Raw genomic sequence first — 18120 nt, 5'->3', positions numbered from 1 at the left:
GCGGTGTAGAGCTGGTCGATGACCAGCGGCCGGTCGGGCAGGATCGACTGGTCTTCCGTCGACATCAGCGTGGTGTCGATCTTCTGCAGGACCGCGCCGTCGGCGCCTTTGATGCTGATGGCAATCGCATAGGGCTTGTTCTTGACGACGCAGGTCAGTGCCGGGCTCTCCAGCGTCACCTTGTCGAGCTTCGGCCAGACCTTCTGCTCGACCACCAGAGGCGCGCCGCCGGCGGGATCCTGGAAGCTGGCGACCGCGACCTGGCCCTCTCCCATCGGCTTCAGCGGCCGCAGGGTCACGACATAAGTCGCCCTTGCGAGGCGGTAGTTGAAGACGAATATCTTGCCGGAAATCTCGAACAGCTTGCCTTCGTCATTGCCGGTATCGCGGCAGGCGCCCAGCGCAACGGCCGCGATGAGTGCCACGCCGACAAGGATCGAACGGGAAAGGCCGCTACGCATTCCTGACCTCATTTTCCGCCATGCGACGGCGACGATAGTGACGGCTTGCCTTCTGCCTGTTGCCACACACCGCCATGTCGCACCAAAGGCGGCTGGAATTGCGGCTTCTGTCGACGAACAGCCAGGTGCAATTGGGACAGATCCTCAGCCTCGCGACGGTGTCGTCACGCAGAAGCGACAACGCCGAAACCGCCAGTGCCGCCTCGAAAGCGATCGGCGTCAGGGGATCACCGAACGGCCTCCCCGGCGCACCGATCTCGGTCCGGCTGCCGGCAAGGCCATCGGCGCAGGCTCTCAGGAATCCGGGCAGATCAGTGGTGGCAACCGCGCCCTTCGACGCCGCTCCACGAAACAGCCGGTCGGTCGCCTCGCGGATCGACAGCACGACGGGTGCGATCGCCACCGCCGAGGATACCGCCAATGGCCTATCGCCAAGTTCGGCAGCGCGAAAGCGGCTCGCCGCATCGGCGAAGCGGGCAATCTCGGCCGGATCGTCGAAGCGATCGAAGGTTCGCCCCGGATCGCCGCGCAGCACGACGGTGTTCGCTGTGTCGAGCGCAAGCAGGCCGCCGGTGAAGCGGTGCGGGGTCCAGGATACCGTCATGGCGAAAATCTAACCTATAAATCGTATTTGACAAGTTAGATTCAGCGATGCACCCTCACTCTGGGCTGCGATGATCTTCGCAGCCTTTTGAGCCTGTCGTTGGCCAGGACCGCTTCGCACTTTTGGGCGGCATGCTTCGAGGTTTTGCATGCTCTATTTCTTCCAGCAGGTGTTGAACGGGCTGCATTCGGGCGCGCTTTATGCGCTGCTCGCCTTTGGCTATGTGCTGACCAACGGCATCCTGCACCGCACCAATCTCGCCTATGGCGCGTTGTTCGCCTTTTGCGGCCAGACGATGATCCTGACCGCCGCCTTCGGCTATCAGATGCTGTGGCTGACGCTGCTGGCGGCGGTGGCGCTCGGCGTCGTCGCTGCGTTCTTCTATGCCGCGCTGATCAGCCACGTGCTGTCGCGCAGTGTCTTCGAACCTTTGGCCGACCGCACACCCAATGCAATCGTGGTGACGACGCTCGGCATCCTGCTGCTGCTGTCCGAAGCGAGCCGCATCGCCGCCGACACGCACGATCTGTGGCTGCCGCCGATGCTGGCGCAGCCTATCGTTTTCGCGCAGGGCGCCACCTTCAGGGCAACGCTGACGCTCATCCAGCTCATCGACTGCGCCGTGGTGGTGGCGGCAATCGCGCTGGCCAGCTGGGCATTTGCCCGATCGAGCTTCGGACGGCGCTGGCGCGCCGTCTCCGACGACCCCAGGGCAGCCGCTATGTGCGGCGTCGACGTGCGCGCGGTGTTCCGGCACGCGGTCCTGTTCGGCGGCTTCTGCGCCGCGCTGGCCGGTGTGATGGCCGGGCTCTATTACGGCAATGTCAGCTTCGGCTCGGGCCTCGTCTACGGCCTGAAAATCCTGTTCGTGACGGCGGTCGGCGGATATCTCTCGCCGTCGCGCGCGGCACTCGGCGCGGCCGCCTTCGGCATGGCCGAATCGCTGTGGGCCGGCTATTTCCCGGTCGAATGGCGCGATGCGTGGATGTATCTGTTCCTGGTCACGACGCTGATCCTGATCGGCGCCGGCCGCGACACCGGCAAAATCGCCTGAAACGTCAGACTTTGGTTGCATGACGCCAGGGCAGATCGCCGGTATTGGGCACTGTCTGCCATGCGATGATATTTGCTCCCTCTATCCTTGTTGACCCGTCAGTCCACGCGCGGCATACCGTTGGACCACGCGGCGTGACGGACAAAAGGGGGAAGCCGGCACGCCTCCGGTACAAGGGAGGAATGCATGGCAGGGCTTCTTGCTCTATCCAGGACAATTGATCGCGCCAACGAATTCATCGGCAAGTGGATATCGTGGCTGATCCTGCTGGCGATCCTGGTGAGCGCCGCCAACGCCATTATCCGCAAGGTGTTCGACATATCCTCGAACGCCTGGCTCGAGCTGCAATGGTATCTGTTCGGCGCCGCCTTCATGCTGGCCGCCGCCTATACGCTGAAGCAGAACGAGCATATCCGCATCGACGTCGTCTACGGCCTGTTTTCACGCCGCGTGCAGCACTGGATCGACCTACTCGGGCATCTCTTCTTCCTGATGCCGTTCGTGACGTTGATGGTGATCTATTTCGTGCCCTATGTGTCGCTGTCGTTTCGCAGCGGCGAGATGTCCAACAATTCCGGCGGTCTGATCATCTGGCCGGCCAAGGCCATCCTGCTCGTCGGTTTTTTCCTGCTCGCGCTGCAGGGCATCTCCGAGATCATCAAGAAGATCGCCATCATGCGCGGCGACATGGACGATCCCAATCCGTTCATTTCCGTGCATGAGCAGGCCGAACTCGAAGCCAAGGCGCTGGCCGACGAGGTGCGCTCGTGATGGAGTTCATCGCGCAGAACATGGCGCCGATCATGTTCGCCTCGCTGATCATCTTCCTGCTGATCGGCTACCCCGTCGCTTTTTCCTTGGCCGCCAACGGCTTGATGTTCTTCTTCATCGGCGTGCTGCTGTCGCCTTATTCCGGAGGATCGATCAACCTCGCCTGGCCGCTCCTGCACGCATTGCCGGATAATTTCTACGGCAGCCGGGTGATGTCGAACGACACGCTGCTGGCCATTCCGTTCTTCACCTTCATGGGCATCGTGCTCGAGCGATCGGGTATGGCCGAAGACCTGCTCGACACGATCGGCCAGCTGTTCGGGCCAATCCGCGGTGGCCTTGCCTATGCGGTGATCTTCGTCGGCGCGCTTTTGGCAGCGACCACCGGCGTGGTGGCGGCTTCCGTCATCGCCATGGGCCTGATCTCGCTGCCGATCATGCTGCGCTATGGCTATGACCGCCGGCTCGCATCCGGTGTCATTGCCGCCTCGGGCACGCTTGCCCAGATCATCCCGCCGTCGCTGGTGCTGATCGTGCTTGCCGACCAGCTCGGCCGTTCGGTCGGCGACATGTATGCCGGCGCGCTGATCCCCGGCCTCGTGCTCACCGTCCTCTATATGTCCTACATCCTGATCATGTCGATCATCCGGCCGAACTCGATGCCGGCGCTGCCGCTCGAGGCCCGTACACTCGGCCATGGCGTGATGTCGCTGCTGGTGGCTTTGCTGGTCACATTAGCGGTTTCCTACGCGGCGTATCGTTATCTGGCGCCGGCGCATGGCGACAATGCCGACATTCTCGGCGCGACTGCCGGAGTCCTGTTCATCTACATCGTCGCCATTGCCGACAAACGCCTGAATTTCAACATGATGTCCAGGCTCGCGCAGCAGGTGATCATCGTGCTGATCCCCCCGCTGGCGCTGATCTTCCTGGTGCTGGGCACCATCTTCCTGGGCATCGCCACGCCGACCGAAGGCGGCGCCATGGGTTCCGTCGGCGCCTTGATCATGGCGGCGGCAAAGGGGCGCTTGTCGCTTGACGTCGTCAAGCAGGCACTGGCCTCGACGACAAGGCTATCGTCCTTCGTGCTTTTCATCCTGATCGGCGCACGGGTGTTCTCACTGACCTTCTACGGCGTCAACGGCCACATCTGGGTCGAGCACCTTTTGACGTCGCTGCCGGGCGGCGAGGTCGGCTTCCTGATCGGCGTCAACATGCTCGTCTTCTTCCTCGCTTTCTTCCTCGACTTCTTCGAATTGGCGTTCATCATCGTACCGCTGCTGGCGCCCGCCGCCGACAAGCTCGGCATCGACCTGATCTGGTTCGGCGTGCTCCTGGGCGTCAACATGCAGACCAGCTTCATGCACCCGCCCTTCGGCTTCGCGCTGTTCTACCTGCGTTCGGTGGCTGCGCGCGTGCCCTATCTCGATCGTCTCACCGGCAAACAAATCGCGCCGGTGACCACCGGACAGATCTATTGGGGCGCGGTGCCCTTTGTCTGCATCCAGGTGATCATGATCGGGTTGACCATCGCCTTCCCGCAAATGGTGATGCACTACAAGGGAACGACCGTCGATCCGGGCACGATCGACTACCAGGTGCCGGAGATGCCCGGCCTGTCGCCGCTCGGCACGCCGCCGGCGGATGGCGCAGCGCCTGCCGGCGGCGGCACGGCTCCCGCCGCCCCCGATCTGTCGCAGCCGCCGAGCTTCGGCGACGCGCCGCCGGCCAAGCCGGCAACGCCACAGCCCGACCTGTCGCAACCGCCAAGCTTCAACTGAACCGGCATGGTCAAAACCATGAAAGCGGTGCGGCTGGAAGCAGTGGGCGGCATCACGCTGCGCGACGTCGACATGCCTGACATCGGTGCGGATGAGCTACTGGTGCGCATCGAAGCCTGCGGCGTCTGCGGCACGGATCGGCATCTGTTTCACGGCGAATTTCCGTGCACGCCGCCGGTGACGCCCGGCCATGAGTTCTCCGGTCTCGTCGAGGCGATCGGAAAATCGGTCTCGGGTTTTGCCATCGGCGATCGTGTCACCGGCGACCCCAACATCGCCTGCGGGCGCTGCGCGCGTTGTCACGCGGGACAAGTCAATCTCTGCAGCAATCTGCGCGCCATCGGCATTCATCGCGATGGCGGCTTTGCCGAATATCTTGCCTTGCCGCAGAAGCAGGCTTTCGTCCTGCCTGCGGGCCTCGATCCCATGCACGGTGCCTTCTGCGAGCCGCTCGGCTGTTGCCTGCACGGCGTCGACCTTGCCGGTATCAAACCGGGCAGCTCGGTGGTCGTGCTTGGCGGCGGCGTGATCGGCCTGCTCACCGTACAACTGGCAAGATTGGCGGGAGCCACGACCATCATCCTGTCGACCAGGCAAGCCTCGCGGCGCGCCCTCGCCGAGGACCTCGGCGCGACAATGACGATCGATCCAACCACCGCCGATGTCATCGATGCCATCGCCGGACCGGTGGGGCTGGTGCCAGGCGGTGTCGACGTCGTCTTCGAATGTGCGGGCGTGCGAGAGACCGTCGAGCAGTCGATGCGGCTGGCCCGCGCCGGTGGCACGGTCGTCATCGTCGGCGTGACGCCGCAAGGCGTGAAAGCTGAATTCGAGCCGTTCGACCTGCTGTTCCGGGAACTGAAGGTGCTCGGTTCCTTCCTCAATCCCTACACCCATCGCCGTGCCGCCGAACTCATTGCTTCCGGCACGATCGAGATCGATAGGCTGATCTCCAGGCAGGTGTCGCTTGAAGAAGCGCCAGCGGTGATCGCCAATCCGCCGGCGCCCGGCGAGGTCAAGGTTCTGGTGGTGCCGCGCCGAGGCTGAACCGCCGGTTTCGCCTCCGGTATATACAGAAAAGCTCCCTGAGCGGGTTCCGCCCAGAGAGCTTTTGAGCAGAAGTCCGGCCGACTACAGCTTGCCGTTGCGCTGCTGGACCATCATGAAGGTGTCGTAATTGTATTCGGCCACCTGCGCCCAGAGATAATGCTCCTTGCGGAAGCCCTTGATCGATTCCCAGATCTTCTTGAACGGGGCGTTGGAGGCTTCCATTTCGGTATAGACCTCGTTGGCCTTTTCGAAGCAGGCGGCCATGATCTCCTGGCTGAACGGGCGCAGTTTCGCGCCGCCGGCTACCAGTCGCTTCACCGCCGCAGGGTTCAGATAATCGTATTTCTGCAGCATGTTGGCGTCGGCCGCCTGCGCGGCAGTGTGCAGCAGCGACTTGTACGTCGGCGAAAGTTCTTCGTACTTCGCCTTGTTGAACATCAGGTGGACGGTCGGGCCGCCCTCCCACCAGCCGGGATAGTAATAATAGGGCGCGACCTTATAGAAGCCGAGCTTCTCGTCGTCATAGGGACCAACCCATTCGGCCGCGTCGATGGTGCCTTTCTCCAGCGCGGGATAGATATCACCGCCGGCGATCTGCTGCGGCACGACGCCGAGCTTCTGCACCACCTTGCCGGCAAAACCGCCGATTCGCATCTTGAGGCCGGAAAGGTCGGCCACCGTGTTGATTTCCTTGCGGAACCAGCCGCCCATCTGGACGCCGGTGTTGCCGCCCGGCAGGCCGAAAAGGCCCTGCGTGGCGAGAAACTCGTTGAACAGGTCGATGCCGCCGCCATGGTAATGCCAGGCATTCATGCCGCGTGCGTTGAGCGAAAAGGGAACCGCCGCACCCAGCGCCCATGTCGGGTCCTTGCCCCAGTAATAATATGCCACCGTATGACAGGCCTCGACCGTGCCGGCCGTGGTGGCGTCTGCGGCCTGCAGGCCTGGCACCAGCTCTCCGGCGGCGAAGACCTGGATCTGGAAGTTACCGTCGGTGGCTTCCGACAGCATCTTCGAGAACACCTCGGCACCGCCATAGATGGTGTCGAGCGACTTCGGGAAGGACGACGCCAGCCGCCACGTCACCTTGGGATTGGACTGGGCTATTGCGGGCGCCGCCAGTGTGGCCGCCGCCGCGGCGGCACCGACGCCGGTGACACCGGCCTTGCGAATGAATGAACGACGATCCATGAAGTTCCTCCCTTTTGGATCAACAGGCCGACGTCAGGAAATCCTCGGTTTCCGTGTCGGTTCGTTCAAGACAATACACAGGCAAGAAGTCGAGTCCAGCACGGCGACCCGATTTGACGGCGAAGCCCAGCTACCCTGCAACTATAGTCTAACAGGCCATTTCGTGGCCCATGCGACACGCCGAAACTTGGCATGGAAAAACAACCGGGGATCGCCTATTTTAGCGGCAGGTATCCCTTGCCCAGATGGAACACAGAGCAAAATGCATCAGCCGCTCGTCGCCATATCGACCGACGTCCGTCAGTCCGACAACTACACCTGGCATGCCGCCCCGCAGCAATATCTGGAAGCGGCGATCACCGGCGCCGGTGTGTTCCCGCTGCTGGTGCCATCGTTCGGCGACCGGCTCGACTTCGACGAACTTCTCTCGTCGGTCGACGGCGTGATGGTCACCGGCTCGAAATCCAATGTGCATCCCTCGCTCTATGGCGGCGACGCCAGCGAAGCCAATGGCCCCTATGATCCGGCGCGCGACGCCACGACGCTGCCGCTGATCCGGCGGGCGATCGAGCGCGGCGTGCCGCTGCTCGCCATCTGCCGCGGCATCCAGGAATTGAACGTGGCGCTGGGCGGCCCGCTCGGCACCGAAATCCCGGAGCGCGAGGGCTCGCTTGACCACCGCGCGCCGGTGAGCGACAAGCAGGACGAACGCTTCGCCATCCACCAGACCATTTCGATCAAACCCGACAGTTGCCTGGCCGGTGTGTTCGGTGCCGGCGACATCAAGGTCAATTCATTGCACCGCCAGGCGATCGACCGGCTCGGCTCGAAGCTGCAGGTCGAGGCCGTCGCCACCGACGGCACGGTCGAGGCGGTTTCGGTGCGCGACGCCCGCGCCTTCGCCGTCGGCGTGCAATGGCACCCGGAATACTGGGTCAAGTCGGACAGCAATTCGGTGAAAATATTCCGGGCCTTCGGCGATGCGGTTCGGCTGCACGCCGCAGCGAAGGCTGGCGCGCGGGCGGCGGCGGAATAATCAGTCGCCAGATTTCTTATCACCGGTGGCCGCCAGCGACAGCAATGGTAGCGCCGGGGCATAGGATTCGTAGCCGTCGCCATCGGCAGCCGCGAAGGTGACGATTGGATCGGTGCCATTGGCGCTGAAGGCGACCGTGCCATCGTTCTGCTCGCGCCAGAACTTCGCCTGCTCTATGCCCGGCAAGAGCCGGCGGCATTTCGGAGCAACGGTGAGCAGCGACAAACCGTCCGAAATTTCGGCCCCGCGGCTGACTGCACAGACCGCCTCATCGCCATTGGCGACCAGCCTGTAGCTGTTGGACGGGGCGGCCTCGTTGGCCACGCTTTCACGGCTGCCGCCATGAAACAGCTGAATGCCACCAAACAGCGCCGCGGCAGCGATCAATGCGGAAAGTGCTTTCATCATTCTTCATCCACGTACACGGACAGGTTGAACAATGATTCCAAAGCGTTAAGCTGACGTTAATAAATGTGGCAACCACCGATCAGTTTCTAGCAGTCACATGCGCCGTCTCGGGCACCGGGGTCAGCGGACGGCGCTCGGTGAACCAGGACACCAGATTGTCGACGCACAGATCCGCCATGGCGCGGCGGGTGTGGTCCGAGGCCGAGCCGACATGCGGCAGCAGCGAGGTGTTGGGCGCGTCGAGCAGCGCCTTGGGCACATTCGGTTCGTCGGCAAAGACATCGAGGCCGGCGGCGGCGATGGTGCCGTTGGCGAGTGCTGCCGCGAGCGCTGCCTCATCGACCGTGCTGCCGCGGCCGATGTTGACGAAGACGCCGTTGGCGCCAAGCGCCGACAGTATCTCGGCATTGACCGCCTTCTCCGTCGAGGCGCCCCCCGGCGCCACCGAAATCAGCGTATCGACGGCTTCGGCAAGCCCTTTCAGGGTCGCATGATACTGGTAGGAAAGACCTTCGACACGGCGCCGGTTGTGGTAGGCGACCGGCAAGCCAAAAGCTTCCAGACGCCGGGCGATGGCCTGCCCGATGCGGCCCATGCCGAAAATACCCACACTGCGCCCGCGCAAGGTCAGCCGGCTCAGCGGATAGTTGCCCTTGCGCACCCAGCTGCCGTCGCGCAGCCAGGTTTCGGCGCGCGGCAGATCGCGGATGGTGTTGATCAACAGCCCGATCGTGGTGTCGGCGACCTCCTCGGTCAACACGTCGGGCGTGTTGGTGACCATGATGTTCTTCGCTCGGGCATGGCCGACATCGACCGAATCATAGCCGACGCCGAAGGAGGCGATGAGCTCGAGGTTGGGCAGCGCATCCATCATCGCCGCGTTGATGCCGGCAAACGAAGCGATGCCGCGCACATCACTGCGCATCTCGTCGGTGACGAGCGCCGGATCGGCGCGTTCGATTCTGACACGCCTGAACGTACGGTTGATGCGGTCGACCGCATGGTCGTTGAAATCGCCCGGCACCAGGATGGCGACGGTCTGCAACTGTTCGGCCTTGGTCATGCACGCTCCACCGGCTTGCCGGTCGACTGACGCACATGCAGTTCCGGCTTGATCAATTCCTGCGAGGGCCGCACCGTCTGGCCGTTGAGCTTGTCGAGCAACGCGCTGGCGGCGCGGCGGCCAACCTCGCGCTGGCCGTTCCAGACGGTGGTCAGGGCCGGCGTCGCGATCGCCGCCTCTTCGAGGTCGTCATAGCCGGTAACGGAGATGTCGACGCCGGGCACAAGGCCGGCACGGGCAATGCCGTTCATCAGGCCGATGGCGACAAGGTCGTTCCAGCAGCAGGCAGCCGTCGGTCTGTCCTTCAGCGCCAGGAACTGTCCGGCGGCCTCGAAGCCGGCCTGCTTGGTGCGTGGGCCGGCGATGCGCCATGACGGCCTGACTTCCAGCCCGGCCGCCTCCATCGCGTTGACATAGCCCTGGTAGCGGTCACGGCCGGTCGAGGTCTGGTCGGTGCCGCCGATCATGGCGATGCGCTTGTGGCCGAGCGAGATCAGATGGTTGGTGGCAAGGCCTGTTCCATAAGAGTCGTCGCCGCGAAAGACCGGCACGTCGGCACCCTCGACGGTGCGCGCGATCAGCACAGCCGGCAGGCCGTTCTCCTCGGCCATCAGGATGTCGGAAGCCGGCGTGCCGATGGCCGGCGACATGATGACGCCGTCGGCGCCGAGCTGCAAAAGCGTATCGATGAAGGTGCGCTGCTTTTCGAGCTGATCGTAATGATTGGACAGGATGAAGGTCTGCCGGCTGCGGTCGAGCTCGCTTTCGATTGAGCGCAGGATCTCGGCGAAGAACGGGTTCATGATGTCGTGGACGACGACGCCGACAATGCCGGAACGCGAGGTGCGCAGGCTGGCGGCGCGTCGGTTGTAGATATAGCCGATGGCGCGGGCATGTTCCTTGATGCGGTCACGCGTGGTACCGGCAACCAGAGGGCTGTCGCGCAGCGCCAGAGAGACCGTGGCCGTGGACACGCCGAGCGCATCCGCGATCGTCGAAAGCTTGATTTTTTGTGCCAGCGACGTGTGCTCCCCGGACCTGAACTTTCAGACCTAAACTGTTTAAAGGCGGCGTTATGCCACCGATCGGGGGCAAATCAAAGTTTTTTTGCCAACGCCTCGGCCTCGACATCCGAGGCCGCGCGGCTCCGCAGCCGAAGCCTATGCTCGCGATGGACGATGTAGAGACCGCTGGCGACGATGATGGCGGCGCCGACCAATGTCCAGCGGTCGGGAAACTGCTTGAAGACGATCCAGCCGGAAATGATCATCCACACCATCTGCGAATAGGGATAGGGCGCCAAAGCCGTGGTTGTCGCCAGCCGGTAGGCCTGGACCAGCAGCCAGTGACCGACGCCGCCGAACACGCCGAGCATCAGCAGCACGAACCAGTGCCAACCGTCATGCGGCAGGGAAAACGAAAACGGCAGCAGGGGCAGAAGCAGCAGCGCCGGCGCCAGCGCCGAAAACAGGATGAGGCTCTCCGATGTCTCGGTCGCCGACATGCGGCGCGTCATGATGACGTAGAAGCAGTTCGACAGCATCGAGCCGAGCGCGAAGAGATGTCCGATGCCGAAAACGCCGACGCCCGGCCGGGTGATGATGAGGACGCCGGCAAAGGCCGCCAGGATGGCCAGCCAGCGCCGCCAGCCGGCCCACTCGCCAAGCAGCGGACCGGCCAGTGCCGTGATCACCATCGGCCCGAAGAAATAGATCGAGGTGGTCTCGGCCAGTTGCAGGGATTTGAGCGCCAGGACATTGAATATGGTCGATCCGAACAGGAACGCCCCGCGCAGGATATGCGCCGGCAGATTGACCGGACGAAACCGCACCGGTTGGCGCCAGCCGCGCAGCAGCGCGCCGACCAGCACGACATGCACGGCAAAGCGCACCCAGGCAACGACCAGCACGGAAACGCCTGCAAGGACGAGGTATTTGCTTGATGTGTCGAGGAAGGTGAAGAAGACATAGGTGGAAAGCATGCACACGATCGCCACCGGGGGCGTCGCGCTTTCTACATGTCTTTGGGGAGCACTCACTTGCAGGCCGGGTGGGAAGCTGGGCTGGAGCCCACCTTTGCGGGAATTGCCGGCTCCCGGCAAGCCAATTGTCGACTGCCGCGACATGAAAGCCTGCTGGCACAACAAGAGCCGCCGGCAGGTAGTGCCCTGGCTAGGCGTGCATGCGGGCGCCCTTGGTGATCTTGTCGACCAGCTTCTTGTCGGCGCGAAGCGCGATCCCGACCACCTTGGCGTCTTCAGGCGCGAATTCGGCGAAGACGGCGCGATTAGCCGCGTCAAAGCCGGTCGAAAACATTTCCTCGACATAGAGCGGGGTGGTCACGCCGCGCTCCAGCGTGCGCCGGTGGATCGTGCCCAGCGTCGTCTGGTCGGCGGACAAAACGATGACCGGCTGGATCGACAGCGGGTTGTAGAGATTGCCGGCGCGGTCGCGATAGGGTTCACCGATGATATCCGGAAACTGCGCGACGATGCCGCTGGTCAGGAAGGCGGTGACGTTGAGTTTCTGCCAGACCGGCAGATCCTCCCGGAGCACGATTGCAAATTTCGTATCGAACATGAGACACTGGCCATTCGGTTTGTGCCCCAATGCGAGGCTGAAGGAGACGATGTCGCACGATCTAGACAGCCAGGCCTTCAGGGGTCTTGGACGTTTGTGCGTCGATGCAGCGGAAAACTGCATCATCTCGGCCTCCGACCCCGCCGGCATGGAGCGTATTGAGGCGCGTTTCCATGGCAGCGCGTTCGACCTGCATCGCCACGACACCTACTCGATCGGGGTGACGCTGCACGGGGTGCAGACGTTTCGCTATCTCGGCGCTGCGCGCCACAGCCTGCCCGGCCAGATCATCGTGCTGCATCCCGACGAGTTGCACGACGGCGGTGCCGGCACCGAGGACGGATTGCGCTACCGGATGCTCTATCTGGAGCCGTCGCTGATGCTCGACTGCCTCGGCGGCGCTTCGCTGCCTTTTGTCAGGGATGGCGTGGTGACGGACGCCGCCTTTTGCGCAACGTTGCTTTCGGCGCTGGGGCCGCTGGAGCAGGAACTCGACGAGCTGTTCGTCGACGACTTCCTGGCGCAACTGATGCAAAGCCTGACACGGCATGGCGGCCAGTCGGCGAAGCCGATGACCAGGACGGCGTGGCGGGCGGCTGCGCTGGCGCGCGACTATCTCACGGAAAACCTGAACCGGCCGGTGCGTTCCGGCGAACTGGAAGCTGTAACCGGGCTTGATCGCTATGCCTTGTCACGGCATTTCCGTGCCGCTTTCTCCACCAGTCCACATCGCTTCCTGGTGATGCGCCGGCTTCAGCGGGCGCGGCGGATGATCGCCGCCGGCGAACCGTTGGCACAGATCGCGGTCGAAGCCGGCTTCAGCGACCAGAGCCATTTCACAAGGCAATTCAAGAAGGCGTTCGGCATGACACCGGGACGCTGGTCGTCGCTGATCCAGGGCTCTGCCGCGGCGGCTTGATCGCCTGCCGCAACAATCCACCGGTCAGTCGTCCGATTCGGCGTCGTCGTCGATGAGCACCAGTTCCTCGTTCGAGAGGTTGGCCTCGATGCGGGCAAGCAGTTTGAACAGCGACTTCTGGTCCTTCTTGTCGAGGCCCTTCAGCGCCTGCTTTTCGGTCTTCTTCACCGATTTCTCGATAGCGTGGATGATATCGCGGCCGGTATCGGTGAGGAAAATATGCGCCTGACGGGCGTCGGCCGAGGAGGCGCGTTTTTCCAGAAAACCCTGGGCTTGCAGCCGGTTGATTGTCTTGGTGATGGTAGGCGGGCGCACGCCGAGGCGTCCGGCAAGATTGCCCGGCGTCTGGCCGTCCTCACGGTCGAGCGCCAGCATGATCTGATCCTGGCCGGCATAGAAGCCGTGCGCCAGAAGCCGGGCCGCCAGCGCCGTTCTTGCCAGCCTTGCCGCCGAATGCAGCCGGCTCATTGTCGCAGTCTTATCCGCCTTGGCCATGGTCATCCCTCTTCGGCCGTACCGGTGCGGGCAGCATAGAGGCAGCCGGCCGGTTGGCAATCGACGATGAAAAAGATTCCGGAGCTTCAAACAGCTTTGCCGGCAAGCATTGTGGTGTCCGCCGTGGCTAATGCCAGATGTTTATTTCAGTTAGATGACAAACGAATTCCCAGCCGGAATTTTCGCCGCGAGCAAAGTGATGGAGTGACCGCCGCTCAGCCGGACTTCACCGCGATGATCATCAGCGCCTGATAGGCATCCTCCAGCTCGCGCAGCGCAGCCTGCGATTGCGGTCCGGCCCGCCTGGCTATGCCGTCCGCGGCATTCGAGGTGTCGCGCTCGCCCGACCGGTCGTTGTAGGGCGCGACAGCGGTGAAAATCTGCTCGCTGAGGCTGTCCGGGAAGAACAACTGTCCGGTCATCACCGAACTGTCGTCGGGAAAGACCTTGAAATGGATGTGGGTGGTGCGGCCGCGATACCAGCCGGGATAGATCGTGGCGAAGGAAACGATGCCACTCGCGTCGGTCCTTTGCCAACCACGCAGGAAGGTCTGGCCCGAGGTGTCGAGATCGCGGCCATCACCCTGTCCGGGATAGCCGGAATAGGCGCCTTGCGCGTCGCAATGCCAGATGTCGACACGAGCGCCGGCAAGCGGGCGGCAGCCCGCGTCGACAACCTGCAGCCGGACATTAAGGGCAATGCCCTTCTTGCCTTCGGTGACATCGGCGCGTTCTAGCTTCGGATCGAAATAGAACGGTCCCTCGGTCGCCTCGGGCGTGATGGTGCAGACACCGGCGCCGTTTTCGAACATGGCCAGTCCGGCATAGGGTGAAGTCTGGTCTGCTATCGCGGCGGCGGGCAGGAAGGCACCACCGCCGGCGGTGACCGCGATCAAACCGAGCGCCTGGCGCCGGCTCATTGAGAACGAGGATGGCTTGCCGGACATATCTTGCCTCTCGAATTGGCCTCTGTCGCCCTGATCTAGGCGATCACAACGGCTTTCGCCAACGATTCGGCAATGCAGCAAGCCGGTTTGGCCCATCGGTTTGCCCCGTGCAAAAGCCCGGCGCACATCCTATATGGAGCCGACATTCCCTTTTCTCAGGCCGAATTTCCGAGGCCCAGATAATTCGAGGCAAGCCATGAGCGACGCACAGACGCAGATCCCCGTAACCGTTCTCACCGGCTATCTCGGTGCCGGCAAGACGACGCTGCTCAACCGTATCCTGTCGGAAAACCACGGCAGGCGCTACGCCGTCATCGTCAACGAGTTCGGCGAAATCGGCATCGACAACGACCTGATCGTGGAATCCGACGAGGAAATCTACGAGATGAACAATGGCTGCGTCTGCTGCACGGTGCGCGGCGACCTGATCCGTGTCGTCGAGGGCCTGATGCGCCGACCCGGCCGCTTCGATGCCATCGTCGTCGAGACCACCGGGCTCGCCGATCCGGTGCCGGTGGCGCAGACCTTCTTCATGGATGACGACGTGCGCTCCAAGACCAGGCTCGACGCGGTGGTGGCGCTGGTCGACGCCAAGCACCTGCCGCTGCGGCTCAAGGATTCCAGGGAAGCCGAGGACCAGATCGCCTTCGCCGACGTCGTCGTGCTCAACAAGACCGACCTCGTCACATCAGAAGAGCTCGCCAAGGTCGAGGCGACGATCCGCGCCATTAATCCGGCGGCGAAGATCCACCGCACGACCCGAGCCGGCGTCGCCCTGACCGAGGTGCTCGATCGCGGCGCTTTCGACCTGTCGAGGGCGCTGGAAAACGACCCGCATTTCCTTGAGGCGCATGACGATCATCATGATCACGACCACGATCATGATGGCCACGATCATCACCACCATGATCATGACGGGCACCACCATCACGCTCATGCTTCAGACATCCATGACGTGACGGTGCAATCGGTATCGCTGCGCGGCGGCGAGATGGATCCGAAGAAATTCTTCCCATGGATCGAGAAGATCACCCAGATGGAAGGCCCCAACATCCTGCGGCTGAAGGGCATCATCGCGCTCAAGGGCGATGATGAGCGCTATGTCATCCAGGGCGTGCACATGATCATCGAGGGCGACCACCAGCGCGCCTGGAAGGACGGCGAGAAGCATGAGAGCCGGCTGGTGTTCATCGGCAGGGAACTCGACGCCGAGCGGCTGAAGAAGAGTTTTGACGCCTGCCAGGCGGCTTGATTTCCAGACTTTATAGCGCTAGCGCTGCCCCTCCTTCCTTCTCCCCTTGTGGGAGAAGGTGGCCGGGCGAAGCTCGGTCGGATGAGGGGTGTTCCAGCTTGGCGCTGACGGAGATCCGTCACCCACCCCTCAACCGTCTCGGCGCTGCGCGCCGATCCACCTTCTCCCACAAGGGGAGAAGGCCGGCCGCACCCAGCCGCGCTGGCGACCAGCGAGGTTAGACGACCAGCATAAATCTCGAATGGAATAATCTCCCATGCCAACAGTCGCCCCGCTTGATCTCGAAGGCCACTGCATCGCTGCCGTCTTCCTCGGCGACGTGCCGCATTTCGCGATGGCCGACGGCGCCGTCCATCGGCTCGACCATGGCCACAAGACAATTCAGGCCAATGACGGGGTGCTTGCCGCCTTCCATGATGCGGCCAATGACCGGCTGATCACCGGCGGCGAGGACGGCAAGGTGTTTTCCGTGAAAGCGGGCGGCGAGGTCACGGAATTGGCAAGCGCGGCCAAGAAGTGGATCACCAGCGTTGCCGCCGGGCCTCAAGGCGCCATCGCCTATGCCTCAGGCAAGACCGCCTTCGTGCGATTCGCCGACGGCAAGACGAGGGAATTCGTCCATCCGCGTTCGGTCGAGGGGCTGGCCTTCTCGCCCAAGGGCATGCGCTTCGGTGTCGCCCGCTACAATGGCGCGACGCTGCATTTCCCGGCCGCCGAGGGCAAGCCGGTGGAGCTTGAATGGGCCGGCGCCCACACCGGCATCACCTTCTCTCCCGATGGCGCCTTCCTCGTCACCACCATGCAAGAAAACGCATTGCACGGCTGGAAGCTCGCCGACGGCAAGCACATGCGCATGACCGGCTATCCCGGCAAGGTCAAAAGCCTGTCGTGGAGTGTGAAGGGCAAGTGGCTGGCGAGTTCCGGCGCGCCGGCGGCGATCGTCTGGCCGTTTTCAGGCAAGGATGGTCCCATGGGCAAGGCACCGCTGGAGCTCGGCACGCGCGGCAACGCCATGGTGACGGCTGTCGCCTGCCACCCGAGCCAGGATGTCGTTGCCGTCGGCTATGATGACGGCATGGTGATGGCGGTGCGTTTTGCCGACGCCAAGGAAGTGCTGTTGCGACGGCCGGGCAAGGGCGCCATCACCTCGATGATGTGGGACAAGGAAGAACGCCGGGTCGCCTTCGGCAGTGCCGCCGGCGATTGCGGCGTCATCGATATCACGGCCTGACCCCGCTCACTCCGCTCCGCACGACACCTTGCCGCTGATTTCAACCGGTTTGCCGTCCTGGTCCGTATCCGCCGCGGCGTCGTAGACGGCGAGCGTATAGCTCCCGTCGTAGACGCCTTCGTCGCTGGTCTTGGTCAGGATCGTCAGTTCGACCGAATTGATCTTTTGCGCGACCTCGTGCTCGCGATAGATGTTCAGCCGCAATTCCTTGCCGTCGAGCCAGTACTGCGTCAGGTTGGAATCCTCGAACACCGTCTTGCGCAGGCTGTCGCCGGCAGGCCGGCTCAGAATTTCGAGGTTGCCGCGAAAGTTGAAGGTCGGCCCGCCCATGCCTCTGGTGACGCCTGCCTCGACCTCGAATGTCGCCGCCGTGTCCTCGGTGGAGCACCAGATGCCACCCGACGCGAAGGCAGCGCCAGCCGACGACAGAAGCATTGCCACACACATGATCGTTCGCATTTTACCCCTCCACCTCAATTCCCGCTCATATTGGCGCTGACTTCGGCAGCACGGTCAAGCGCCGCCGCCAAAGGCTGAGCCAACGCAGGGCAGATGCGCGGCCAATTGCGGATGCGGACACGGATTGGCTAAGAGGGATCGACCAGAGGGGTTTTCATGCACAGCGACACGTCCAACACGTCCATCGGCGGCATCGGCCGCGACCGCATTGCCGATTTGCGCGAAGCCGAGGGGGCAGCCTTCCGCAAGGCGCGGCCAAAATCGCAAGCCAAGATCGGCAACGGCCTGCCCGGCTTCTTCGGCGGCGTCCCGATGCACTGGATGAACGATTGGCCGACGCCGTTCCCGATCCTGGTCGGCAACGCCAGGGGCGCTACGATCACGGATATCGACGGAAACAAGCTCGACGATTTCTGCCTTGGAGACACCGGCTCGATGTTTGGCCATTCGCCGCCGCCGGTGGCTCGCGCCGTCCGCCGCCAGGCCGGACGCGGCCTGACCTATATGCTGCCTTCGGAAGATGCGCTGGCCATTGGGCCGCTGCTGCAGCAGCGCTTCGGCCTGCCGTTCTGGCAGATCGCGACGACGGCGACCGACGCCAACCGCTTTGCATTGCGTGTTGCCCGTGCCGTCACCGGCCGCGAAAAAATCCTGGTCTTCAACGGCTGCTATCATGGCTCGGTCGACGAAACGATGGTGCGGCTGATCGACGGCAAGCCCGTCAACCGGCCGGGATTGGCGGGCGAGTTCCGCGACTTGACCCGCACGGCCAAGGTCATCGAGTTCAACGATGTTTCAGCACTCGAAGCCGCGCTTAGG

The 18120-nt window shown here is 63.2% G+C and carries 21 protein-coding genes; 10 read left to right on the top strand and 11 right to left on the bottom strand.

All coding sequences use genetic code 11. From position 1 onward, the window contains the following. Positions 1-461 (bottom strand): hypothetical protein (locus EN984_RS01690; RefSeq protein ID WP_127383615.1); only part of this gene is annotated, 461 nt, incomplete at its 3' end. Continuing rightward, positions 454-1065 (bottom strand): CGNR zinc finger domain-containing protein, encoded by a 612-nt coding sequence (locus EN984_RS01685; RefSeq protein WP_127271073.1) that lies wholly within the window; start codon positions 1063-1065, stop codon positions 454-456. The genes EN984_RS01685 and EN984_RS01690, both read right to left, overlap by 8 nt. A gap of 148 nt (positions 1066-1213) precedes the next feature. Here EN984_RS01685 and EN984_RS01680 point away from each other — a divergent pair, with 148 nt between their 5' ends. The 4 genes from EN984_RS01680 to EN984_RS01665 all read left to right on the top strand — a co-directional run bounded on the left by EN984_RS01680 (position 1214) and on the right by EN984_RS01665 (position 5718). Next, positions 1214-2119, top strand: a complete 906-nt coding sequence (locus EN984_RS01680) for a branched-chain amino acid ABC transporter permease (RefSeq protein ID WP_127266511.1) — start codon at positions 1214-1216, stop codon at positions 2117-2119. A gap of 186 nt (positions 2120-2305) precedes the next feature. Next, on the top strand, positions 2306-2890 hold the full coding sequence (locus EN984_RS01675) for a TRAP transporter small permease subunit (RefSeq protein WP_127266510.1): 585 nt from the start codon (positions 2306-2308) through the stop codon (positions 2888-2890). Beyond that, the gene (locus EN984_RS01670; protein WP_174800303.1) at positions 2887-4671 is read left to right on the top strand and encodes a TRAP transporter large permease subunit; all 1785 of its coding nucleotides are present in this window, start codon (positions 2887-2889) and stop codon (positions 4669-4671) included. Before EN984_RS01675 ends, EN984_RS01670 begins: the two co-directional genes overlap by 4 nt. Before the next feature lie 18 nt (positions 4672-4689). Next, positions 4690-5718, top strand: coding sequence for a zinc-dependent alcohol dehydrogenase family protein (locus EN984_RS01665; protein ID WP_164748951.1), 1029 nt, complete (start codon positions 4690-4692; stop codon positions 5716-5718). A gap of 84 nt (positions 5719-5802) precedes the next feature. Here the strand turns inward: EN984_RS01665 and EN984_RS01660 are convergent, their stop codons facing one another. After that, positions 5803-6912: a TRAP transporter substrate-binding protein gene (locus EN984_RS01660; RefSeq protein ID WP_013528215.1), complete on the bottom strand. Its 1110-nt coding sequence runs from the start codon at positions 6910-6912 to the stop codon at positions 5803-5805. 262 nt (positions 6913-7174) lie between these two features. Here EN984_RS01660 and EN984_RS01655 point away from each other — a divergent pair, with 262 nt between their 5' ends. After that, a complete protein-coding gene (locus EN984_RS01655; RefSeq protein ID WP_127383614.1) occupies positions 7175-7948 on the top strand; it encodes a gamma-glutamyl-gamma-aminobutyrate hydrolase family protein in 774 nt (257 codons plus the stop codon). Here EN984_RS01655 and EN984_RS01650 read toward each other — a convergent pair whose 3' ends face one another. The 5 genes from EN984_RS01650 to EN984_RS01630 form a co-directional block, all read right to left on the bottom strand. Continuing rightward, positions 7949-8353 (bottom strand): hypothetical protein, encoded by a 405-nt coding sequence (locus EN984_RS01650; RefSeq protein WP_032901504.1) that lies wholly within the window; start codon positions 8351-8353, stop codon positions 7949-7951. It lies immediately after the preceding gene. Positions 8354-8435: 82 nt separating this feature from the next. Then, a complete protein-coding gene (locus EN984_RS01645; RefSeq protein ID WP_127266507.1) occupies positions 8436-9419 on the bottom strand; it encodes a 2-hydroxyacid dehydrogenase in 984 nt (327 codons plus the stop codon). Continuing rightward, entirely contained in the window at positions 9416-10438 is a 1023-nt protein-coding gene (locus tag EN984_RS01640) for a LacI family DNA-binding transcriptional regulator (RefSeq protein WP_081738944.1), read from the bottom strand. The genes EN984_RS01645 and EN984_RS01640 overlap by 4 nt, the downstream gene beginning before the upstream one ends. A gap of 77 nt (positions 10439-10515) precedes the next feature. Beyond that, positions 10516-11400 carry a DMT family transporter gene (locus tag EN984_RS01635; RefSeq protein ID WP_164748949.1) on the bottom strand — a complete coding sequence of 295 codons (885 nt, stop codon included), beginning with the start codon at positions 11398-11400 and terminating at the stop codon, positions 10516-10518. Between the two features lie 190 nt (positions 11401-11590). Continuing rightward, positions 11591-11998, bottom strand: a complete 408-nt coding sequence (locus EN984_RS01630) for a DUF2000 family protein (protein WP_127266505.1) — start codon at positions 11996-11998, stop codon at positions 11591-11593. Positions 11999-12047: 49 nt separating this feature from the next. On the opposite strand from EN984_RS01630, the gene EN984_RS01625 reads away from it, so the two are divergent. Further along, the gene (locus EN984_RS01625; protein ID WP_127266504.1) at positions 12048-12917 is read left to right on the top strand and encodes an AraC family transcriptional regulator; all 870 of its coding nucleotides are present in this window, start codon (positions 12048-12050) and stop codon (positions 12915-12917) included. 24 nt (positions 12918-12941) lie between these two features. Here EN984_RS01625 and EN984_RS01620 read toward each other — a convergent pair whose 3' ends face one another. Further along, positions 12942-13412, bottom strand: coding sequence for a MarR family winged helix-turn-helix transcriptional regulator (locus EN984_RS01620; protein WP_127266503.1), 471 nt, complete (start codon positions 13410-13412; stop codon positions 12942-12944). A gap of 66 nt (positions 13413-13478) precedes the next feature. On the opposite strand from EN984_RS01620, the gene EN984_RS01615 reads away from it, so the two are divergent. Continuing rightward, the gene (locus EN984_RS01615) at positions 13479-13664 is read left to right on the top strand and encodes a hypothetical protein (protein WP_127266502.1); all 186 of its coding nucleotides are present in this window, start codon (positions 13479-13481) and stop codon (positions 13662-13664) included. Here EN984_RS01615 and EN984_RS01610 read toward each other — a convergent pair. Then, entirely contained in the window at positions 13628-14359 is a 732-nt protein-coding gene (locus tag EN984_RS01610) for an intradiol ring-cleavage dioxygenase (RefSeq protein ID WP_127266501.1), read from the bottom strand. The two genes, EN984_RS01615 and EN984_RS01610, sit on opposite strands and share 37 nt — an antisense overlap. 196 nt (positions 14360-14555) lie before the next feature. Between EN984_RS01610 and EN984_RS01605 the strand changes: the two genes are divergently transcribed. Together EN984_RS01605 and EN984_RS01600 are read left to right on the top strand one after the other, a co-directional pair. Continuing rightward, positions 14556-15611 carry a GTP-binding protein gene (locus EN984_RS01605; RefSeq protein ID WP_127266500.1) on the top strand — a complete coding sequence of 352 codons (1056 nt, stop codon included), beginning with the start codon at positions 14556-14558 and terminating at the stop codon, positions 15609-15611. A 256-nt stretch (positions 15612-15867) separates the two neighbouring features. Further along, positions 15868-16842, top strand: a complete 975-nt coding sequence (locus EN984_RS01600; protein WP_127266499.1) for a WD40 repeat domain-containing protein — start codon at positions 15868-15870, stop codon at positions 16840-16842. A 6-nt stretch (positions 16843-16848) separates the two neighbouring features. Here the strand turns inward: EN984_RS01600 and EN984_RS01595 are convergent, their stop codons facing one another. Next, positions 16849-17301 (bottom strand): hypothetical protein, encoded by a 453-nt coding sequence (locus tag EN984_RS01595; protein WP_127266498.1) that lies wholly within the window; start codon positions 17299-17301, stop codon positions 16849-16851. Positions 17302-17457: 156 nt separating this feature from the next. Between EN984_RS01595 and EN984_RS01590 the strand changes: the two genes are divergently transcribed. Then, on the top strand, positions 17458-18120 hold a 663-nt coding region (locus EN984_RS01590; protein WP_127383613.1), incomplete at its 3' end, for an aminotransferase class III-fold pyridoxal phosphate-dependent enzyme.

Source organism: Mesorhizobium sp. M7A.F.Ca.CA.004.12.1.1 (assembly GCF_003997835.1).
Classification (GTDB): domain Bacteria; phylum Pseudomonadota; class Alphaproteobacteria; order Rhizobiales; family Rhizobiaceae; genus Mesorhizobium.
The sequence above is the reverse complement of the archived record's forward strand: the minus strand, read 5'-3'. Positions and strand labels throughout refer to the sequence as shown.